Annotated in this window: 18 protein-coding genes and 1 pseudogene; 10 read left to right on the forward strand and 9 right to left on the reverse strand. The window is 73.6% G+C overall.

From position 1 onward, the window contains the following. Positions 1-11 precede the first annotated feature (11 nt). Positions 12-311, reverse strand: a complete 300-nt coding sequence (locus PV342_RS01065; RefSeq protein WP_500315586.1) for a TraR/DksA C4-type zinc finger protein — start codon at positions 309-311, stop codon at positions 12-14. 37 nt (positions 312-348) lie between these two features. Here PV342_RS01065 and PV342_RS01070 point away from each other — a divergent pair. From PV342_RS01070 to PV342_RS01080, 3 genes and pseudogenes are all read left to right on the forward strand, one after another. Beyond that, positions 349-1,016, forward strand: a pseudogene (locus tag PV342_RS01070) (SecDF P1 head subdomain-containing protein); the annotation flags it as partial. A 226-nt stretch (positions 1,017-1,242) separates the two neighbouring features. Further along, the gene (locus PV342_RS01075; protein ID WP_500315587.1) at positions 1,243-2,067 is read left to right on the forward strand and encodes an LLM class F420-dependent oxidoreductase; all 825 of its coding nucleotides are present in this window, start codon (positions 1,243-1,245) and stop codon (positions 2,065-2,067) included. Between the two features lie 29 nt (positions 2,068-2,096). Beyond that, the gene (locus PV342_RS01080) at positions 2,097-2,525 is read left to right on the forward strand and encodes a TIGR03668 family PPOX class F420-dependent oxidoreductase (protein ID WP_360999343.1); all 429 of its coding nucleotides are present in this window, start codon (positions 2,097-2,099) and stop codon (positions 2,523-2,525) included. 27 nt (positions 2,526-2,552) lie between these two features. On the opposite strand, the gene PV342_RS01085 is transcribed toward PV342_RS01080, so the two are convergent. Both PV342_RS01085 and PV342_RS01090 read right to left on the reverse strand, forming a co-directional pair. Continuing rightward, positions 2,553-5,066, reverse strand: a complete 2,514-nt coding sequence (locus PV342_RS01085; protein WP_500315588.1) for an excinuclease ABC subunit UvrA — start codon at positions 5,064-5,066, stop codon at positions 2,553-2,555. A gap of 130 nt (positions 5,067-5,196) precedes the next feature. Beyond that, entirely contained in the window at positions 5,197-6,072 is an 876-nt protein-coding gene (locus PV342_RS01090; protein ID WP_018563859.1) for a LysR family transcriptional regulator, read from the reverse strand. Positions 6,073-6,264: 192 nt separating this feature from the next. Here PV342_RS01090 and PV342_RS01095 point away from each other — a divergent pair, with 192 nt between their 5' ends. After that, entirely contained in the window at positions 6,265-7,122 is an 858-nt protein-coding gene (locus PV342_RS01095) for an aldo/keto reductase (RefSeq protein WP_386993791.1), read from the forward strand. Between the two features lie 51 nt (positions 7,123-7,173). Here PV342_RS01095 and PV342_RS01100 read toward each other — a convergent pair whose 3' ends face one another. Next, positions 7,174-7,941: an NPP1 family protein gene (locus tag PV342_RS01100; RefSeq protein WP_386993790.1), complete on the reverse strand. Its 768-nt coding sequence runs from the start codon at positions 7,939-7,941 to the stop codon at positions 7,174-7,176. A gap of 282 nt (positions 7,942-8,223) precedes the next feature. On the opposite strand from PV342_RS01100, the gene PV342_RS01105 reads away from it, so the two are divergent. Together PV342_RS01105 and PV342_RS01110 are read left to right on the forward strand one after the other, a co-directional pair. Continuing rightward, on the forward strand, positions 8,224-8,643 hold the full coding sequence (locus PV342_RS01105) for a hypothetical protein (protein ID WP_500315589.1): 420 nt from the start codon (positions 8,224-8,226) through the stop codon (positions 8,641-8,643). 170 nt (positions 8,644-8,813) lie between these two features. Beyond that, positions 8,814-9,686, forward strand: a complete 873-nt coding sequence (locus tag PV342_RS01110; RefSeq protein WP_400797004.1) for an aldo/keto reductase — start codon at positions 8,814-8,816, stop codon at positions 9,684-9,686. 71 nt (positions 9,687-9,757) lie between these two features. Here PV342_RS01110 and PV342_RS01115 read toward each other — a convergent pair whose 3' ends face one another. Beyond that, positions 9,758-10,204, reverse strand: coding sequence for a hypothetical protein (locus PV342_RS01115; RefSeq protein ID WP_158689910.1), 447 nt, complete (start codon positions 10,202-10,204; stop codon positions 9,758-9,760). Positions 10,205-10,273: 69 nt separating this feature from the next. On the opposite strand from PV342_RS01115, the gene PV342_RS01120 reads away from it, so the two are divergent. Both PV342_RS01120 and PV342_RS01125 read left to right on the forward strand, forming a co-directional pair. Further along, positions 10,274-11,125 (forward strand): DUF3626 domain-containing protein, encoded by an 852-nt coding sequence (locus tag PV342_RS01120; RefSeq protein ID WP_500315590.1) that lies wholly within the window; start codon positions 10,274-10,276, stop codon positions 11,123-11,125. A 420-nt stretch (positions 11,126-11,545) separates the two neighbouring features. After that, positions 11,546-11,989: an HAD family hydrolase gene (locus PV342_RS01125; RefSeq protein WP_500315591.1), complete on the forward strand. Its 444-nt coding sequence runs from the start codon at positions 11,546-11,548 to the stop codon at positions 11,987-11,989. Between the two features lie 283 nt (positions 11,990-12,272). Here the strand turns inward: PV342_RS01125 and PV342_RS01130 are convergent, their stop codons facing one another. Next, positions 12,273-13,118, reverse strand: a complete 846-nt coding sequence (locus PV342_RS01130) for a patatin-like phospholipase family protein (RefSeq protein WP_500315592.1) — start codon at positions 13,116-13,118, stop codon at positions 12,273-12,275. A gap of 321 nt (positions 13,119-13,439) precedes the next feature. Here PV342_RS01130 and PV342_RS01135 point away from each other — a divergent pair, with 321 nt between their 5' ends. Next, positions 13,440-13,727: a DUF6480 family protein gene (locus PV342_RS01135; protein ID WP_158689911.1), complete on the forward strand. Its 288-nt coding sequence runs from the start codon at positions 13,440-13,442 to the stop codon at positions 13,725-13,727. Between the two features lie 45 nt (positions 13,728-13,772). Here PV342_RS01135 and PV342_RS01140 read toward each other — a convergent pair whose 3' ends face one another. Beyond that, the gene (locus PV342_RS01140; RefSeq protein WP_400796987.1) at positions 13,773-14,741 is read right to left on the reverse strand and encodes an ion transporter; all 969 of its coding nucleotides are present in this window, start codon (positions 14,739-14,741) and stop codon (positions 13,773-13,775) included. A 765-nt stretch (positions 14,742-15,506) separates the two neighbouring features. On the opposite strand from PV342_RS01140, the gene PV342_RS01145 reads away from it, so the two are divergent. Continuing rightward, positions 15,507-15,773 (forward strand): hypothetical protein, encoded by a 267-nt coding sequence (locus PV342_RS01145; protein ID WP_026251873.1) that lies wholly within the window; start codon positions 15,507-15,509, stop codon positions 15,771-15,773. A 267-nt stretch (positions 15,774-16,040) separates the two neighbouring features. On the opposite strand, the gene PV342_RS01150 is transcribed toward PV342_RS01145, so the two are convergent. Both PV342_RS01150 and PV342_RS01155 read right to left on the reverse strand, forming a co-directional pair. Continuing rightward, positions 16,041-16,871 carry an SAM-dependent methyltransferase gene (locus PV342_RS01150; protein WP_500315593.1) on the reverse strand — a complete coding sequence of 277 codons (831 nt, stop codon included), beginning with the start codon at positions 16,869-16,871 and terminating at the stop codon, positions 16,041-16,043. A 73-nt stretch (positions 16,872-16,944) separates the two neighbouring features. Next, a complete protein-coding gene (locus tag PV342_RS01155) occupies positions 16,945-17,853 on the reverse strand; it encodes a Sco1979 family transcriptional regulator (RefSeq protein ID WP_500315594.1) in 909 nt (302 codons plus the stop codon). Positions 17,854-18,001: the final 148 nt, after the last annotated feature.

Genomic DNA, 18,001 nt, shown 5'->3' on the forward strand with positions numbered 1-18,001 from the left:
GCTGCCTCGGATCACGCGGCACGGCGCCCGCACGCCACGCAGCGCCGCGCGTACGGGAGGATCTCCAGGCGCTCGGCAGGTATGGGCCCGGCGCAGTCGGGGCAGACCCCGTAACTGCCGTCCTGGAGGCGCGCGAACGCGGCCTCGGTTTCCGCCAGCACCCGCTGGACGGCCTCCTTCTGCACGACCATGACGTGGTCGTCCGCCGCCCAGCCGGCCTCGGCGACGGCGCGGAGCTGGGTCAGCCGGGTGACGCGCTCGTGCTCGAGCCGCTGACGGGCCCCCGCGCCGCATGCCGCCGGGCCGCGCACCGACTGTGCCGCACCCGCACGGACGTGGCGCGACGCCGTGCCGGTCCGCCTCGGGCTCGACCTGCGCGGCGGCACCCAGATCGTCCTGGAGACCCGCTCGACACCCTCGGCGCCCGCCGGCGCCGAGGCCACCGCCCGCGCCGTCGAGGTGCTGCGGGGCCGCATCGACGCCCTCGGCGTCGCGGAACCCGCCATCGCGCAGTCCGGTGATCACCGGATCATCGTGGAACTGCCCGGCGTCGAGGACCCGGCGCAGGCCGCCGCCGTCCTCGGCCGCACCGCCCAGCTCACCTTCCACGCCGTGCTCGGCACGGCCGGCGACGCCTCCGCCCCGCAGTCCGGGGATCCCTCGGAACGCGTACTCGCGGACGAGTCCAGCCGCTGCGGCTCGGTGCCGCCTCGCTGACCGGCGGGGACGTCGAGGGCGCGCACGCCCGGTTCGACCAGGACACCGGCGCGGGCTGGACCGTCGAACTCGACTTCAAGGGGGAGGGCCGGGACAAGTGGGCGCGTCTGACCGGGGAGGCGGCCTGCCGCCCGGCGGGCGACCCCGCCCGCCGCGTCGCCATCGTCCTGGACGACAAGGTGATCTCCTCCCCGCAGGTCGACCCGTCGGTGGCCTGCGGGACCGGCGTCACCGGCGGGTCGACGCGGATCACGGGCACCTTCGACGACGGCGAGGCCCGCGAACTGGCGCTGCTGATCAGCACCTGGTCCTCCGTCTTCACCGCGGCGCCGCTCGCCGTGGAGCTGCACCTGCGCGAGCGGGCGCCGGTGGCCGCGCGCCGCGTGGCGGCCGGCTGAGCGGGCGCCCGGCCCGGCGGGGTCCGGTATCGATGCTCCGCCCGGGTGGTCGGGGGCGCACGGCCCTCCGGGCGGGGTAGGCAGCACAGCGGGGCCAGTCCTCGCCGCCGCAACCCACGGAGCCGTCGTGAAAATCGGGATCTCGACCTTCATCACCGACCAGGGCATCCGCCCCGCCCCGCTCGGGACCGCCCTGGAGGAACGGGCGTTCGACTCGCTGTTCATCGCGGAGCACAGCCACATCCCGGTGCGCCGCGAGAGCCCCTATCCCGGGGGCGGCGAACTGCCGGAGATGTACTACCGCACCCTCGACCCCTTCGTCGCCCTGTCCGTGATCGCCGCCGTCACCCGGCGCCTGCTGCTGGGCACCGGGATCGCCCTGGTCCCGCAGCGCGACCCGATCCAAACGGCCAAGGAGGTGGCCTCCCTCGACCTGGTCTCCGACGGCCGCGCCGTCTTCGGTGTCGGCGTCGGCTGGAACCGCGAGGAGATGCGGAACCACGGTGCCGACCCCACCACGCGGGGTCTGCTCACCGACGAACGCCTGCGGGCGATGCGCGAGCTGTGGACCGCGGACCAGGCCGAGTTCCACGGCCGGTTCGTCGATTTCGACCCCGTCTTCGCCTGGCCCAAGCCGGTGCAGCGGCCGCACCCGCCCATCTACGTCGGCGGCGGCGAGGGCGGGTTCCGCCGGGTCGCCGAATTCGGTGACGCCTGGATCGCCAACAGCGACGGGCCGGACGACCTCGGCCCGCGCATGGAGCGGCTGCGCGAGGTCGCCGGACGGGACGTGCCCGTGACGGTGTACGGGGTCCGCGGCGGCGAGGAGCACCTCGAGGGCTACCGGCGGCTCGGCGTCGAACGGGTCCTGCTCTACCTGCCGACGCTGCCCGAACCGCAGGCCCTGGAGCACCTGGACCGACTGGCGGCGCTCGCCGACCGGTTCCGCTGACCGGCGGGCCACGACGAGGGGAGGGCCCGATGCCGGTCCTGACGGGCGGCGAGGCGCGCGAGCGCTTCGCCGCGGCACGTGTCGCCCGCCTGGCCACCACCGACGCGTCCGGGACACCGCACCTGGTGCCGGTGGTCTTCGCCGTGGACGGCGACACGGTCGCGCTGGCCGTCGACCACAAGCCCAAGCGGACCACGCGCCTCAAACGCCTGGCCAACATCGAGGCCAACCCCGCGGTCTGCCTGCTCGCCGACCACTACGACGAGGACTGGGATCTGCTGTGGTGGGCCCGCGCCGACGGCACGGCCCGTGTCCTCCCCCCGGCCGGCGGATCCGCCGCGGCCGACCGCCTCGTCGCCCTGCTGACCGCCAGGTACGGGCAGTACACCGGCCGTCCGCCGGAAGGGCCGGTGGTGGAGGTCTCCGTACGGCGCTGGAGCGGCTGGCGGGCCGGGTGAGCCCTGGGCGGGCCGGGCGCTGAGCCGTCAGCCCGCCAGCCGGCGCGCCAGGTAGGGCGCCGTACGGCTCCCGTCCGACTCGGCCACCTGAGCGGGCCGCCCGGTGGCGACGACGCGGCCGCCCGCGTCCCCGCCGCCGGGTCCCAGGTCGACCACCCAGTCGGCGCCCGCCACGACGCTCATCTCGTGCTCGACGACGAAGACCGAGTGGCCCGCGTCGACCAGCCCGTGCAACTGCCGCATCAGCAGCTCCACATCGGCGGGGTGCAGCCCGGTGGTGGGCTCGTCCAGCAGGTACACGGTGTGCCCGCGGCGGCCGCGCTGCAGCTCGGAGGCGAGCTTGATGCGCTGCGCCTCGCCGCCCGACAGTTCGGTCGCCGGCTGCCCCAGCCGCAGATAGCCCAGCCCCACCTCCTGCAGGGTGCGCAGGCTCCGGGCGACCGGGGGGACGTCCGTGAAGAAGCCGGCCGCCGCGTCCACGGTCATGCCGAGCACCTCCGCGACGTTCCGTCCCCGGTAACGGACGGCCAGGGTCTCCTCGTTGTAGCGGTCCCCGTGGCAGGTCGGGCAGGGCGCGTAGGTGCCGGGCAGGAACAGCAGCTCGACGGCGACGAACCCCTCGCCCTGGCAGGTCTCGCAGCGGCCGCCCGCGACGTTGAAGGAGAACCGCCCTGCCTTGTGGCCGTGCCGCCGGGCGTCGTCGGTGGCCGCGAAGAGCTTGCGCACCGCGTCGAACAGGCCGGTGTAGGTGGCGAGGTTGGAGCGCGGGGTACGGCCGATGGGCTTCTGGTCCACCCGCACCAGGCGGTCCACCACCTGCAGCCCCTCCGCCAGGACCCCGGACGCCGGCCTGGCGCCGGTGCCTTCCCACGCGTCGGCGTCGTCGCCCTCGCCCGCGTCCGCGGGATCCGCCGCCCCGTCCGCCGTGCCGGCCGGCCCCAGGTGTTCGGTCAGCACCGCCGCGAGCACGCCCACCAGCGTGGACTTGCCCGAACCCGACACCCCCGTGATCGCCGTGAACACCCCGAGGGGCAGCTCGACGTCCACGCCGCGCAGATTGTGCCGGGTGATGCCCCGCAGGCCCAGCCATGACGACGGCCGCCGTGCGGTGCGGCCGGCGGCCGGATCGGGTCCGGAGGCGAACAGGAAACGGCGGGTGGCGGACTCGGCGACCGCCTCCAGCCCGTCCACCGGGCCGCTGTAGAGCACCCGGCCGCCGCGCTCGCCCGCGAGCGGCCCGACGTCGACGATCCAGTCCGCGCGGCGCACCACGTCCATGTCGTGCTCGACGACGAACACCGAGTTCCCCGCCTCCCGCAGCCGCACCAGGACCGTCAGCAGCGCCTCGCTGTCCGCGGGGTGCAGCCCGGCCGACGGCTCGTCCAGTACGTACACGACCCCGAACAGGCCGGAGCGCAACTGGGTCGCCAGGCGCAGGCGTTGCAGTTCGCCGGGGGAGAGCGTCGGCGTCGTGCGGTCCAGGCTGAGGTAGCCCAGGCCGAGTTCGGTGACGACCTCGATCCGGGCGACGAGGTCCGCGCAGAGCGTCGCCGCGATCCGGCGCTGCGGACCCTCGGGCAGGTCGTCCACCGCGCCCCGGGCGACCGGGCGCAGCACCTCGGCGAGCCGCGCGAGCTGCATCGCGTTGAGTTCGGCGATGTTCCGCCCGGCGAAGGTGACGGCCAGCGACTCCGGACGCAGCCGGCTGCCGCCGCAGTCGGGGCACAGCGAGCTCTCCAGGAACCGTTCCGCGCGGGCGCGCAGCGCCGGGCTCTTGGAGTCGGCGAAGGTGTGCATCACATAGCGCCGCGCGCTCTGGAAGGTGCCCTGGTACGGGCGCTGGATCCGGCCGGCCTCGCGGACCGGGTGGACGGTCACCACCGGCTGCTCGTCGGTGAACAGGATCCACTGCCGGTCCCCCGGGGACAGGTCGCGCCAGGGCCGGTCGACGTCGTACCCGAGGGTGCGCGTGACGTCCCGCAGGTTCTTCCCGTGCCAGGCGCCCGGCCAGGCGGCGATCGCCCCGTCGCGGATGCTCAGCGAGGGATCGGGGACCATCAGCTCCTCGGTGGCCCGGTGCACCCGGCCCAGCCCGTGGCAGACCGGGCAGGCGCCCGCGGCGGTGTTGGGCGAGAAGGCGTCGGAGTCCACGGATTCCGCGCCCCGCGGGTAGCGGCCCGCGCGGGAGAAGAGCATGCGCAGGGTGTTGGACAGGGTCGTCACGGTGCCCACGTACGAGCGGGAGGTCGGTGCCCCGCGGCGCTGTTCCAGCGCGACCGCCGGGGGCAGCCCCAGGACGTCGTCGACCGCCGGGGCGCCCACCTGGTGGATGAGCCGCCGGGCGTACGGGGCGACGGACTCGAAGTACCGGCGCTGCGCCTCGGCGTAGATCGTGCCGAACGCGAGCGAGGACTTGCCCGAGCCGGAGACCCCCGTGAACACCGCCAGCGCGTCCCGGGGGACGTCCACGTCGACGTTCCGCAGATTGTGCTCGCGGGCGCCGCGCACCCGGACGTACGGGTCGTGGGCCGAGGTGTTCATGCCCCTCCGGGGAACGGGCCGGCGGTACGGGACGGGCGCGCGGCACCGCGCCCCCGGCACCAGTGTGCGCGCGGGCGCGGGCGCCCGCAGGTCCACGGCGGGGCCGCCGGTGCGGGCGGGAAGGGCGACGTCACGGCAGGTAGGACAGCAGCTTGCGGGCGGCGGGGGAGACCCGGTCCTCCTGGGGAAGGGCGGCCGACACCTCCCAGATGTGGTCCTCGGCGCCCGCCAGGCGCACGGTGCGCAGGCCCGCGGCGTGCTCCTTGCGGGCGATGGGCTGCGGCACGACGGCGATCCCGAGGCCGTGGTGGACCAGGTCGATCAGGCTGTGCACGTCGTTGACCTCCAGGGCGACCCGGCGCTCCACACGGTTCGCCGCGAAGGCCCGGTCGGTGAGGCCGCGGGCACCCCAGTCGGGATGGAAGTCCACGAACTCCTCGCCGCCGAGATCCGCCCAGCCGGCCGTCTCCGCCCCGGCCAGCCGGTGCCCGGGATGGCACAGCAGGACCATCGGGGCCCGGGTGATCGGCCGCAGCCGCACCCCCTCGGGCGCCTCACCGCTCAGTGCCGTGAACGCCACGTCCAGTCGGCCGCTGGTGATGTCCTGCACCAGGGCGGCGGACCCGGCCTGCCGCAGCCGGACCTCGACACCCGGGTGCCGGGCGCGGAAGCGGGCCAGCAGTGCCGGCACGTCGACCCCGGCCAGGCATTGCTCGGTGCCGATGGTGAGCACACCGCGCATCAGGCCCTGCACCGCCGCAACCGCCTCCTTCGCGGCCCGTACGCTCGCCAGCGTGCGGCAGGCCTCGTCCAGCAGGGCCCGGCCCGCCGCGGTCAGCTCCACGCTGCGGGTGCTGCGCACGAACAGCGGCGTTCCGAGCTCCTGCTCCAGGGCCCGCACGGAGGCGGACAAGCCCGACTGGGAGATCATGAGGCGCTCGGCGGCGCGGGTGAAGTGGTGCTCCTCCGCGACCGCGACGAAGTACTCGAGATGGCGTAGCTCCATGATTCAGAAGCCTAGCTCCTGAATGTGTTCGCTTTCTTCTATTGGACGTGTGGGCGCAGCTCCGGCGAGGCTTGTTCCCGTGCCCGCACGGCCGCGGCCCGTATCCGGTCGTGCCGGCACGCCATCAGTGCGCAACCAGTGCGCCGTCGGTACGCAAGAGCCGAGACGCAAGCCGAGAAAGGCCACGGACACATGCAGACTCGCCGCATCGGGGACACCGAGGTCAGCGCGATCGGCCTGGGCGGCATGCCCATGTCGATCGAGGGCCGGCCGGACGAGGCGCGGTCCATCGAGACCGTCCACGCGGCCCTCGACGCCGGTGTCACCCTCATCGACACGGCGGACGCCTACCACCTGCACGCCGACGAGGTCGGCCACAACGAGGCCCTGATCGCCAAGGCGCTGGCGTCCCACGGACGCGGCTCCGAGGTCCTGGTCGCCACCAAGGGCGGTCACCTGCGCCCCGGCGACGGCCGCTGGACCCTCGACGGCTCTCCCGAGCACATCAAGCGGGCCTGTGAGGACTCGCTGCGGCGGCTGGGCGTGGAGGCCATCGGGCTGTACCAGTTCCACCGCCCCGACCCCAAGGTCCCGTACGCGGAGTCCGTGGGCGCGGTGCGCGACCTGCTCGACGAGGGCAAGATCCGCATGGCCGGCGTCTCCAACGCGAACCCGGAGCAGATCCGGCAGGCGGACGAGATCCTGGGCGGCCGTCTGGTCTCCGTGCAGAACCAGTTCTCCCCGGCGTTCCGCTCCAGCGAGCCGGAGCTCGAGCTGTGCCACGAGCTCGGCATCGCCTTCCTGCCGTGGAGCCCGCTCGGCGGCATCTCCCGGGCCGGCGAACTCGGCTCGGCCTACGCGCCGTTCGCCCGGGTCGCGCAGACCCACGGGGTCAGCCCGCAGCGCGTGTGCCTGGCGTGGATGCTCGCCAAGTCCCCGTACGTGATCCCGATCCCGGGCTCCAGCCGCCCGGAGACCATCCGCGACTCGGTGGCCGCGGCGGAACTCGTGCTCACCGCCGAGGAGATCGCGGAGCTGGACGCCGTCTGACGCGGCCGTGCCCGGGGTGGGGCGGTGCGCCGCCCCGTCCCGGCGCACGCGTCAGGCGTTGGGGTCGAACGGGATGCCCGCCGGCTTGGCCTTCGCCAGGTGGTCGTTGAAGTTGCCGTCCTTCAGCCCGAAGACCGCGCTGCCGAAGTCGGCCTGGCTCAGCTTGTCGCGCAGGCCCGCGGGGTAGCCGTTCCAGCCGATCAGGTCCGGGAACTGCCAGCCGTGGTAGTGGTTCTCCGGCGGCTCGTCGTTGGTGTTGGCGGGACGGAAGCAATGCGTGCTCACGCCGTCCTTGTGGTAGACGACCTTGGGATGGGTCCCGTCCCAGCGGATCTGGTCGCGGCCGTAGACGTTGAAGTTGCCGTGCGCCGAGGTGGACACGTACTGGGCCTGGTCGTCCTTCACCCAGACCACGACGTGCTCCCAGTCGTGGCGGTGGCCGCCGAGGCTGATGCCGGGTATGGCCTGGTCCTTCTCGAAGTAGAGGCCGTAGATGACGGCGCACCAGCCGTTGTTGCACTTGTAGCGGGCGTAGCCGTTGGTGTTGTCCAGATCCGACTGGTCGCGGCAGTTGCCGTTGAGGGCGCCGGTGGGGTTCAGGCCCGGGTTGATGGTGCCGTCGGGGCCGATGGCGGGGGTGGCGTAGCAGCCGTCCGTGTCGTAGTCGAACGCCGGCTGGAACGTCTGCTCCAGGCCGTCCGCGTTGGCGGGCAGGGCGGTGGGCGGGGCGGCGAACGCCGTCCCCGGAAGGGCGATCACCAGCGCGACCGCGCTGCCGACGACAGCCGGGACCCTGCCGATACGCGAGCTTCTCTTCACTTGCTTCCTCCAGGTCGACCGCGGTGGGGGCGTGCACGGCCTGATTGACATGCCCGGATCAGCCTGGCCGAACCGCGACGACGTGTCGAGCCTCGTCGGATGTCTCCTTGATGAAGCGTCAGCCAATAGTGGGGACAGGCCTCTTCGGGCGTGCCGTCCGGAGACTGTCACCGCCGGGTACCGATCAGGCCCGCTCCCGGGACGACGCGGGACAAGCGCGGGACGATGCCGTCGGACGGCGGCGACGGACGCCGTGGGGGCGTCCCGGAGGAGGGGGAAACCATGAAGTACGCAGTGCCCGCGACCCTGTTGCTGTTGCTCCTGATCGCCTGCGGGGGCAAGGGTGCCGAGGCCGGCGCGGGACCGTCGGCCAGTGCACCGGCGCCGGACGCGAGCGCGAGCGCGTCGCGGAGCGCCTCCGCGGCAGACCCGTCGCGCGGCGGTGAGGCCAACCCGGTCGACGCCGCCTCGTTCTGCGCCTTCCTCACCGATGAGCGGTCCAAGGTGGAGGACGTCGGCTCCGGCGTCGGCGCCCAGGCCGCGCTGGCCATCGACCTGGCCACCTGGCTCGCCGACCACCCGGAACAGCAGCCGCGCACCGCGGCGGACTTCGACGCCGCGGCGCTGGAGCGCTGCCCCGAGGCCCGCGAGTCGATCCTGGCCGCCACGGACCACGACAGCCTCAAGGAGGCGCTCGGCTGACGGGCGCGTCGGTACGGCGGTCCGGGCGGGCCCGGGCACGCCCTTCAGGCGTCCCGGTCGGGCGGGGGGTGAGGCGACGCGGCCGGTCGGCGTAGCCCGCCGCGCGGAGAGCGGGCCGCGCGTCGAGGCTGGTGAGCAGCCGTCCGCCCGCACGACCCCGAGGAGACCCCATGACATCCATGAGCGCGGGGGCCGACGCCCACGAGTCGGGCACCTTCGAGCTGGGCGGTGATCTGCCCGTTCACCGTCTGGGGTACGGGACGATGCAGCTCACGGGGGAGGGGGTCTGGGGCGATCCCCCGGACCCCGAGGAGGCCGTACGGGTTCTGCGGCGCGCGGTCGCCCTCGGTGTCACCTTCATGGACACCGCCGACGCCTACGGCCCCTTCACCGCCGAGCTGCTCATGCGCAAGGCCCTCCACCCGTATCCGCCGGACCTGGTGATCGCCACGAAGGCGGGCTTCGCCCGCCCGGGGCCCGGCGAGTGGGTCGCGGTCGGGCGGCCCGCGTACCTGAGGCAGCAGGTCGAGCTGAGCCTGCGCCATCTGGGCGTCGAGCGCATCGACCTGCTGCAGCTCCACCGCGTCGACCCCGAAGTGCCCATCGCGGACCAGGTCGGCGAACTCGCCGCCATGCAGCAGGAGGGCAAGATCCGGCACATCGGGCTCAGCGAGGTGACCACGGCCCAGATCGAGGAGGCATCGAGGACCGCGACCATCGTCTCCGTCCAGAACCGCTACAACCTCGCCGACCGCGCGTCCGAGGACGTCCTCGCCCACGCCGAGCGAAACGGCATGGGCTTCATCCCCTGGTACCCGCTCGCCACGGGAGGACTGGCCCGCAAGGGCGGTCCCCTGGACCGGATCGCCGAGGAGCACGGCGCCCAGCCGTCCCAGCTGGCCCTCGCCTGGCTGCTGCGGCGTTCACCGGTCATGCTGCCCATCCCGGGCACGTCGAAGGTCGCGCACCTGGAGCACAACATCGCCGCCGCGGGCATCCGGCTCACCGACCAGCAGTACGAGGAGCTGACGGCGGCGGTCTGACAGGCGTACGCGCAGGCGACGGCGCCCGATGGCGCGGGTACGCCGCCATCGGGCCGCCGCAGCGGGTCCCGTCAGGAGTCCTGGGTCTTCAGGCACTGCGCCTTGGGGTCGTGGGCGTCGATCTCGCCGCCGAGGTTCAGGACGCTGGCCTGGAGTTCCTCCTCGTCGTCCGGACCGTCGGACCGCGTGGTGCCGGCCTGCAGGTCGGCGAGGTCGAGGCTTGCCGAGGTCTGCTGCGCCACCCGGGAAAGGCCCAGAGCGAGTTCCTGCCAGTCGGAGTCGAGACGCGCGGCCTGGGCGGCCTGGCGGGCGCTGTCCTCGAGAGCGGGTACGACCCTTCGGTGGGCCGTCTTCCGGGCGTCCGCAGTGCTGAAGTCCGAGGTGAGGAACATCTCGTAGTTCGCGCACGCCTCACGGGCGAGTCCGCGTGCCCGGTCGGCGTCGCCCGACCCGCAGGCACCGACCGAAGCCGCCGCGGCGAGGACGAGGGCGCATGCCCTCAGGGATGATCTTTGCATGGTGCCATCATTCCTGTGGTCGGGGATATGCACGTGCGAACTCCCCGATTCCCGCGCCACACTGCGGGGATGACGTCTGACACCGACGCCCTGACTCCGCGGGAGCGGGCCCTGCGCCATGTGGCGGGGCTGTCGTCGGGGCCTCCGGTCGATCCGGCGCTGCGCGTGACGCTGAACTTCCACCCGGACCGGGCGGCGCGGGGCGAGACGGTGCTGGAGGCCCTGGCCGAGGCGGGGGTCTACCTCTCGCAGTTCGCCACGGGGACGAGCAACGGCGGCCTGACCGCCCGCCCGGGCGGCGACCGGTGGCGGTGGGAGAGCCGCATCTTCGACGGGGCGTACGACGCCGCGCCCGCCGCCGAACGCCCCGTGTACGGGGCGCTGGACTTCCGCCGCAGGACGGTCGGCGCCGCACCGCGCTTCGGCTCCGCCCACTTCCGTCTGACCGCCCGGGCCTTGGCGCGGACGACGTTCTGCTACCCCGACAGTTACTTCGAGCCCTCCGACTTCGGCGTCGCGGAGCGCATGGGGCTGATCGCGCTCGCCCTGGCCGACTCCAAGGACGCCCTCGACGACTACATCGAGGCGCAGGTCCACGGCCCGGTGCGCCTGGACGGGGTCGTCGAGGCGCTCGTCCTGGACCCCTGCTACCGGGGCACGGCCGTGGAGGCGGCCGCCCGGCGGCTGCCGTGCCCCCTGGAGTGGCACGGCGGCTTCCGGCTCACCGTGGAGGAGTTGCGCCTCAGGCCCGCGTACCGCGGTCAGGAGTACGTGGACCTGGGCGCCCGGATCGCGGTCGGCGGAGTGCTCGACCCGCGCGCGATCGGCCTGGCGGCCGCCACGGGGCGGCACGACGCGCAGGCACTCAAGAAGGTGTGGCACTGCGTCGCCCGCTTCGGGGCGGCCACCGCCGCAGGCTGACGCCGTGGGCAACGCGCCGAAGGCCGGGGCGTCCGGTGGTTCAGGCGGAACAACTGCGGTCGGCACGGGACCTGGTGGAGGTGGCAGGACGACGCCGCTTCGCCCGGAGCCGGGGTGCGTGCGGTAGGAAGATCGAATGACACACGCTCCCGTCTGCGGTCCCGAAGGTCCCCTGCGCGCCACGGCTGCCGCCCGAGGGCGGCTGCCGGTGCGCGCCGTGCTCTTCGACTTCTCCGGAACCCTGTTCCAGATCGCCTCGTACGCGGACCGCATCCGCGCCGCGCTCGGACGGTCCGTGGACGGAGCGGAGATGGAGCGGCTGCTCGACGGGCTGGAGGCGGGGCTCGCGGACCCCGAGGTGGTGCGCGCGCAACCGGGGCGGGACGTCTCCTCCAAGGCGCACCGTCACGCCTTCACGACGTGGTACGCCTCCGTCCCCGCACTCGCGCCTACGCCGACGCGCTCTACGACCAACTGCGGGCCCCCGCCCACTGGGTGCCGTACGCCGACGCCGGGGCCACGCTGGAGGCACTGCGGGACGCGGGTATCGCCCTGGGCGTCGTCAGCGACGTCGGCTGGGACCTGCGGCCGACCTTCGCCCAGCACGGGCTCGACCACCACTTCTCCGCGTGGGTGCACTCCTACGCGTACGACACCGAGAAGCCCGACCCCGTCCTGTTCGGGCACGCCTGCGGAGCGCTGGGCGTGGACCCGGCCGAGACGCTGATGGTCGGTGACCACCCCGCCAAGGACGGCGGCGCGGCCGGCACCGGGCTGCGCGCGTACGTCCTGCCCGCCGGCGCCGCCCCCGGCGCGCACCGCGGCCTGGACGCGGTGCTCCGGCTGGCCGGGCTTCGGCCCTGAGCGGGCGGTGCGGGACGCGGGCCGGTGCTTCTACCAGCGGTGCCACACCGCCTTGGGTGCGTTGTCGCGTGTGGTGGAGTCATCGTCTCCCGAGATGCGCTCACCCGGCTCACGACCCGCGTATTAGGGCGGTGGGACGACCGGCCGGGGCCGTGGCAGCAGGTCATCTCACGCCCCGAACTTCAAGGTTACCGAGGCTGAACCAGTGGGGCTGTGCCGTTGCTCAGCCGGGTCTGGCGGATGGGCAGGTCTCGGCGGGGCCTCCGCCCGGCCCGCCGGGCGGTCACGCCCGGGTCCACCGGAGCCGCAGCTCACGGCCCTGCGCCCGGCCGGCCTCGGCGGCGGGGCGGCGGGTGGCCGGGTCGAGGGGGTTCGTGCCCATCGCCGCCACTGACGCGTCGTCCGGTCCGACGACGGCGACCTCGGCGCCGGCGGCCCGCAGTTCCGCCACGGCGAGCTTCAGGGGGTGTTCGCTGGGGAAGAGCTCCGTGGCCCCCATCGGCACGATCGCCAGCACGCGAGAGGCGCCCCCGGCGTAGTCCGCGTTCGCGGCGGACCGTACCCCGCCGTCCACGAAGCGGCGACCGTCGATCGTCACCGGCGGCCAGATGCCGGGCACGGCGCAGCTCGCGGCGACGGCGTCCACGAGGGCCACCCCGGACGAGCTGTCGAAGACGCGCGGCTGCCCGGTCTCCGCGTCCACGGCGACGATGCGCACCGTCCGGGACGCGGGCCAGTCGTGGGAGGGGAGTCGGGACTCGATCACCCGCCGCCGTTCCGCCTCCGGCACGGTCTCGGCGCCGAGGGCGTACCGGCCGACCGCGCGCCGCATGCCGGGGACGGAGTCGATGCCCTGCAGGACGTCGGCGATGCCCGCGCCGAAGTTCGCCAGATCCACGTCGGCCATGATCTCGGCCGACTGCAGCTCCGGCTCGGTCTGCCGGGCGTAGAGCTCGGCCGGCGGCAGCCCGCTGCCGAGTTGCGCGGCGACCGTCGCCCCCGCCGACGTCCCGACCAGCACCCCGGCACCCGTCACGTCCTGCCCCGCGTCCGCGAGCCCGGTCAGCAGTCCGGTGATCCAGGCGATCCCGGCGACACCGCCGCCACCGAGCACCAGTGCGTCGGTCATCTTCAGTGCTCTCCCTCGGTGTTGCCCTCGTGAGCCCACCCCTCATCCTCTCCCATCCCGAAGGGTTCGTGCGGCTTCGCGAGGGGGACGAGTGCCGCCGGCCACCATGGGTGACCATCTGCTGACGCGCTTCGACGGGGGGTGTGAGCCCACTGAGCGTGGAACTCTTCGTACGGATATAAGATGAATTGCCCGGGCAGTGGACAGCGGAGCCCTCCGCGGATCGCGACGAGGTTCCGGAGCGTGCCGGCTGCCGCCGCCCGACGTGACGCCGTGCGGAGCGATCCCGTGTCCGCCAGAGGAACGTCCGGAGTGGTGAGCATGTCCGACACACTGATCCGTCCCCGGCCGTCGATCGGCCCCACGATCGGCCCGGGCTTCGTCGCCGCGGGCGGCGCCGCCGAGCGGCCCGCGCCCGCCCTGCGCCCGCACCGCGCCCGGGTGGCGCCGACTCCGACGCCGCCCTGCGAGGAGAGCACCACCGCGGGGATCTCGTACGCCGAGCCCCCCGAGGTCCCGAAGGCCTGGGAGGTCGTGGCCCTGGTGGCCATCTTCGCCGTCACGCTCCTGATCGCCGTGGGGTTGTTCGGCCGTGTCCTGACGCTCTGACCCCACCGGGGCCCGACGCAGGCGCCTGGCGTGCGGCGCGGGGACTCAGGTCGGTGCCGGTGACCCGGCCGGGCGCGCGCCGGACGAGGCGGGCTCGGGGGGCGGGACGGCCGCGGCGGTGACGGCTTCCGGGCCCGCGCTCCGTGCGCCGACGAGTGCCAGCCCCTCCTCCAGTTCGTCCAGGGCCCGCCGGGCGGTGGCGATGCGTTCCCGCAGGTCGCATGCCGGCTCTCCGTCTCCGTCAGCCGTGCGGTGCGGTGTCTCGCGCTCGCGCTCGTGCTCAAGCTGCCTGGCCTCCTCCAGCGAGCTGATGACCACGCCGATGAGCAGATTGACCAGGACGAACGAGCCGATCAGCACATACGAGGCGTAGTAGAGCAGGCTCCATCGCGAGATCTGCAGGCCGCCGTGGACGGCGTCGCCGATGCCGTCCAGGGTGATCAGGAGGAAGAGCGACAGGGCGGCCCGCCCGATGGACCCGTAGTGCTCGGGATCGGCGTCGGCGAAGAAGACCCAGCCGGTCATGGCGTAGACGTACAGCAGCATGGTGCCGACCAGCAGGAAGCTGAGCGTGCCCGGCAGGCTCTTGCCGACGGCCACGATGATGATGCGCAGCTGCGGCAGGAAGCGGGCCGCACGCACGACCCGGGCCAGCCGCAGCAGCCGCAGCACCGTGGCGTTCTCGCGCGCGAAGGGCAGGTACGCCAGCGTCACCACGGCCAGGTCGAAGAGGTTCCACGGGTCGCGGAGGAAATCCCGGGGGCGGTCGGCGTGGGCGCAGGCCCGTAAGACGACCTCGGCGGTGAAGACCGCGAGGAAGCCGTGCTCCACCAGCTTCAGGGAGTCGTGCCAGCGCGCGGTGATCCCGTCGTACGTCTCGACGCCGAGGACGGCCGCGTTGGCGAGGACGAGGGCGAAGACGGTGACGCCGAACCACTCGGAGTCGACGACGTCACGGCAGCGTACGGCGAGCGCGGCACGGCCTGGAGGAGGATTGGCGATCTGTTCGGCCATGTGCGTGTACCCGGTCCTCCGCTGCCGCCTGCCTGTTGACCCGACTGAAGTGGATCTTATTCGGACAGGCGGGCCGAGGGGCCCGGGAAGCGGCGGAACTGCCCTGTAAGAGTGGGTGGTTCGGCCCTGAGTGTTCCGCGTCGTGCCGCGCGCGGGCCGGCGGACCCCGTGCTCAGGCGGCCGGGGGCCCGCTCCGCCGGAGATCCGCCGGAACCGGGGCTTCGGCACCCGGCACGGGCGGTGGCGCGGGGTGCTGGCACGCGGAGCACACCTGGTGCCCCCGCGCCGTGATCCGGGTGCCCCACCCGAGGCGGAACGGGCAGTCGCGCGCCGAGGCGGGGTCAGGGTGCGGGACGGCGGGAGCGGAGTGTGCTCCGTGGGGCATCCGGTACTCCTCGAGGTGCGCGAAGAGCGGGCACGGCTTGCAGCCTTAGGGGCTCTTCATCCAGGTGTGAACGAAATCTTCCATTCGGTACAGACGTCCTGCGTCACGGAAGGGGAACCGTCGGTGACACCCGCCCTCGGCGGTCCCGCCCCCGGGACGGGAACGACCGCGTCCACCCGGCGGTTGCACCTCACGCGGGTGACCGGTGGCGGGAGTACGCCGCCTGGCGCCGTGGGGGCCGCGCAAGCGTGCGGTTCCCACGCGGACGCCGGCGACCGGCGACCGGCACCCGCCTGCTTCCCGGGCCGGTCCGGCTCCCTGCGGGCCGGCCCGAGCCGTGCCCCGGGGGATTGTCGGTGCCGGGTGGCACCGTGGAGGCCATGGACGAGCTGATGCGACCCAGGGTCTACGGTGCCGACGTCGACGATCCGGATCCGGGTCCCCGCCCCGGGCACCTCTACCGGGAACTGGTCGGCGGCCCGCTGGACGGGCTCCTGCTCGACGTGACCGGCTGGACGGATTCGCAGCACTCGGCGGGTGCCGAGCTGCGCACCGACGTCGGCCGGTTCGGCCCGGGCGGCCGCGCCCGGTACGCCCCTCGCGCGGAGGACGCCGTCCACTGGGACTGGCGCGGCGACAGCCGCTGACGGCGCGCTCGCTCCCGGCGCCCCGGACGGCCCGTCACACATGTGTCCATCGTGCTTCGTTGCGCGGGAACCCGGGTGGGTCAGTCCGGCTCGCCGGATCGCGTCGTTGGGTGTCTGATGAACACAGCGGACCCGGGGCCCCGGAGTGGCCCCCGGCGGTCCCGGGCCGCTCTTGCCGCCGTGCCCGGCGGTGCGGGCCACCGGCGCGCGCCCGTCGCGGAGTTGACGTGCGCGTGGGTGAGGCGGACGGCAGCGAGGAGCCCGCTGCTACGGCTTCCGGGCCAGCCCGGCGGCGATGAGACGTTCCCAGACGGTGAGTTCGCGCTCGGCGTCGCCGATGCGGGAGACGCCGTCGCCCGGGTCCGGGCGCCACAGCGACGCGGGGACGATGCCCGGCTCCAGGATCTCCAGGCCGTCCAGCAGGTCCTCGATCTCCTTGTCGGTGCGCCACCGGCCGCGGCCGAAGGTCTGCTGGAGGATGCGCTCCGCCTCGGCGGTCTCCGGGTTGTGGCCGGACCGGAAGTGGCTGACGAAGAAGTAGCTGCCGGAGGGCACTTGGTCGCGCCAGTAGTCGACGATGCCCGACGGGTCCTCGTCGTCGTTCACGTGGTGGAGGATCGCGCTGAGGACGACGGCGACGGGCTTGTCGAAGTCGATCACCTCGAGGGTGTCCGGGTGGTTCCGGATGACCTCGGGTTCGCGTATGTCGGCCTGGATGACCCGGGTGTCGTCGTTCTGCTCCAGCAGCGCCCGGCCGTGGGCGAGGACGATCGGGTCGCTGTCCACGTACACCACCGTGGAGCCGGGCACGTGCCGCTGGGCGACCTGGTGGACGTTGTCCGCGGTCGGCAGACCGCTGCCCAGGTCGACGAACTGCCGTACACCGGTCGTGGTGGCGATCTCCCGGATCGCCCGGATCAGCGCCGCACGGTTGGCGAAGGCGATCGCCACCGAGCCGGGCAGGTCCTTCTTGAACACGTCGCCGATCTCGCGGTCGACGGCGTAGTTGTCCTTGCCGCCGAGCAGGTAGTCGTAGACGCGCGCGATGCTTGGTTTGGTCTGGTCGACCCAGGAGACGTCGTCCGTCATGACATCCATCCTTCTCCGCGATGACGCCGGGCAACCGTCATCCTAGGGAAGGTCGCGCGCGGTTGACCCACGGCGGCGGTGCTCAGCCCAGCCGGTCGACGAGCCGGGTCAGGATCCGGCCGGCGTTGCGCGGCGGCTGCGACTCGGCCGCCAGCCGGTCCATGACGGTCAGGTAGTGCTCGACGTCGTCCTGCTTGTCCAGGTAGAGCGCGCTCGTCAGCTGCTCCAGGTAGACGATGTCGGGCAGGTCGGGCTCGGAGAAGCGCAGGATGGTGACGGGGCCGCCCGCGGCGGCCAGACCGCCGATGTCGAACGGGGCGATCTGCAGCGTCACGTTGGGGAGGGCGGCGACCTTCATCAGGTGCTCCAGCTGACCCCGCATCACCTCGGCGCCGCCGAGCGGCCGGTGGAGGCAGGCCTCGTCGAGCACCACCCACAGTTGCGGCGCGTCTTCCTTGGAGAGCAGCGCCTGACGGGTCATCCGCAGGTCGACGCGGCGGCTGATCTCCCGCTCGGAGGCGCGGGGGTGTCCGAGCCGGGTGACGGCCCGGGCGTACGCCTCGGTCTGCAACAGGCCGGGGACGAACTGCACCTCGTACGTGCGGATGGTGTGCGCGGCCTCCTCGAGGCCGATGTGCGTCTCGAACCAGCTCGGCAGGACGTCGGCGTACTGGTGCCACCAGCCGGGGTTGTTGGCCCGGCGGGCCAGCGCCAGCAGGTCGGCGCGCTCCTGGGCGTCGGTCACGCCGTACAGGGTCAGCAGGTCGGCGACGTCGCGCTCCTTGAAGCCCACCCGGCCCAGCTCCAGGCGGCTGATCTTCGCGTGCGACGCGCGGATCGCCTCGCCGGCCGCCTCGCGGCTGATCCGCCGGGACTCGCGCAGCCGGCGCAGCTGCGTGCCCAGGACGATGCGCAGCACGGTCGGTCCCCCGCGCTGCGCTGCGAGCGGTGAACCGGTGGCGGGCTGGTGGCCCGGCCGGGCGGCAGTCATGTCGGATCCCCCTGAACGACTGGTTGCGGATTCAGTGTTCCATCGCCGGGCCCCTCAGTACAGGCACATCCGCCCCGTGGCGGAGCGCGCCGCGCCCGTCCCGCCCGCGCCCTGCGCCGTCGCCGGGACTAAAGAGACGGCCGGGACG

This window comes from Streptomyces sp. PA03-3a, from assembly GCF_033792735.1.
Lineage (GTDB): Bacteria > Actinomycetota > Actinomycetes > Streptomycetales > Streptomycetaceae > Actinacidiphila.

Bases quoted from the DNA above. Each gene is read 5' to 3' on its own strand.
- PV342_RS01080 (WP_360999343.1), top strand. From the start codon at position 2,097: ATGCCGGTCCTGACGGGCGGCGAGGCGCGCGAGCGCTTCGCCGCGGCA.
- PV342_RS01085 (WP_500315588.1), bottom strand. From the start codon at position 5,066: ATGAACACCTCGGCCCACGACCCGTACGTCCGGGTGCGCGGCGCCCGC.
- PV342_RS01090 (WP_018563859.1), bottom strand. From the start codon at position 6,072: ATGGAGCTACGCCATCTCGAGTACTTCGTCGCGGTCGCGGAGGAGCAC.
- PV342_RS01095 (WP_386993791.1), top strand. From the start codon at position 6,265: ATGCAGACTCGCCGCATCGGGGACACCGAGGTCAGCGCGATCGGCCTG.
- PV342_RS01105 (WP_500315589.1), top strand. From the start codon at position 8,224: ATGAAGTACGCAGTGCCCGCGACCCTGTTGCTGTTGCTCCTGATCGCC.
- PV342_RS01110 (WP_400797004.1), top strand. From the start codon at position 8,814: ATGACATCCATGAGCGCGGGGGCCGACGCCCACGAGTCGGGCACCTTC.
- PV342_RS01115 (WP_158689910.1), bottom strand. From the start codon at position 10,204: ATGCAAAGATCATCCCTGAGGGCATGCGCCCTCGTCCTCGCCGCGGCG.
- PV342_RS01120 (WP_500315590.1), top strand. From the start codon at position 10,274: ATGACGTCTGACACCGACGCCCTGACTCCGCGGGAGCGGGCCCTGCGC.
- PV342_RS01130 (WP_500315592.1), bottom strand. From the start codon at position 13,118: ATGACCGACGCACTGGTGCTCGGTGGCGGCGGTGTCGCCGGGATCGCC.
- PV342_RS01135 (WP_158689911.1), top strand. From the start codon at position 13,440: ATGTCCGACACACTGATCCGTCCCCGGCCGTCGATCGGCCCCACGATC.
- PV342_RS01140 (WP_400796987.1), bottom strand. From the start codon at position 14,741: ATGGCCGAACAGATCGCCAATCCTCCTCCAGGCCGTGCCGCGCTCGCC.
- PV342_RS01145 (WP_026251873.1), top strand. From the start codon at position 15,507: ATGGACGAGCTGATGCGACCCAGGGTCTACGGTGCCGACGTCGACGAT.
- PV342_RS01150 (WP_500315593.1), bottom strand. From the start codon at position 16,871: ATGGATGTCATGACGGACGACGTCTCCTGGGTCGACCAGACCAAACCA.
- PV342_RS01155 (WP_500315594.1), bottom strand. From the start codon at position 17,853: ATGACTGCCGCCCGGCCGGGCCACCAGCCCGCCACCGGTTCACCGCTC.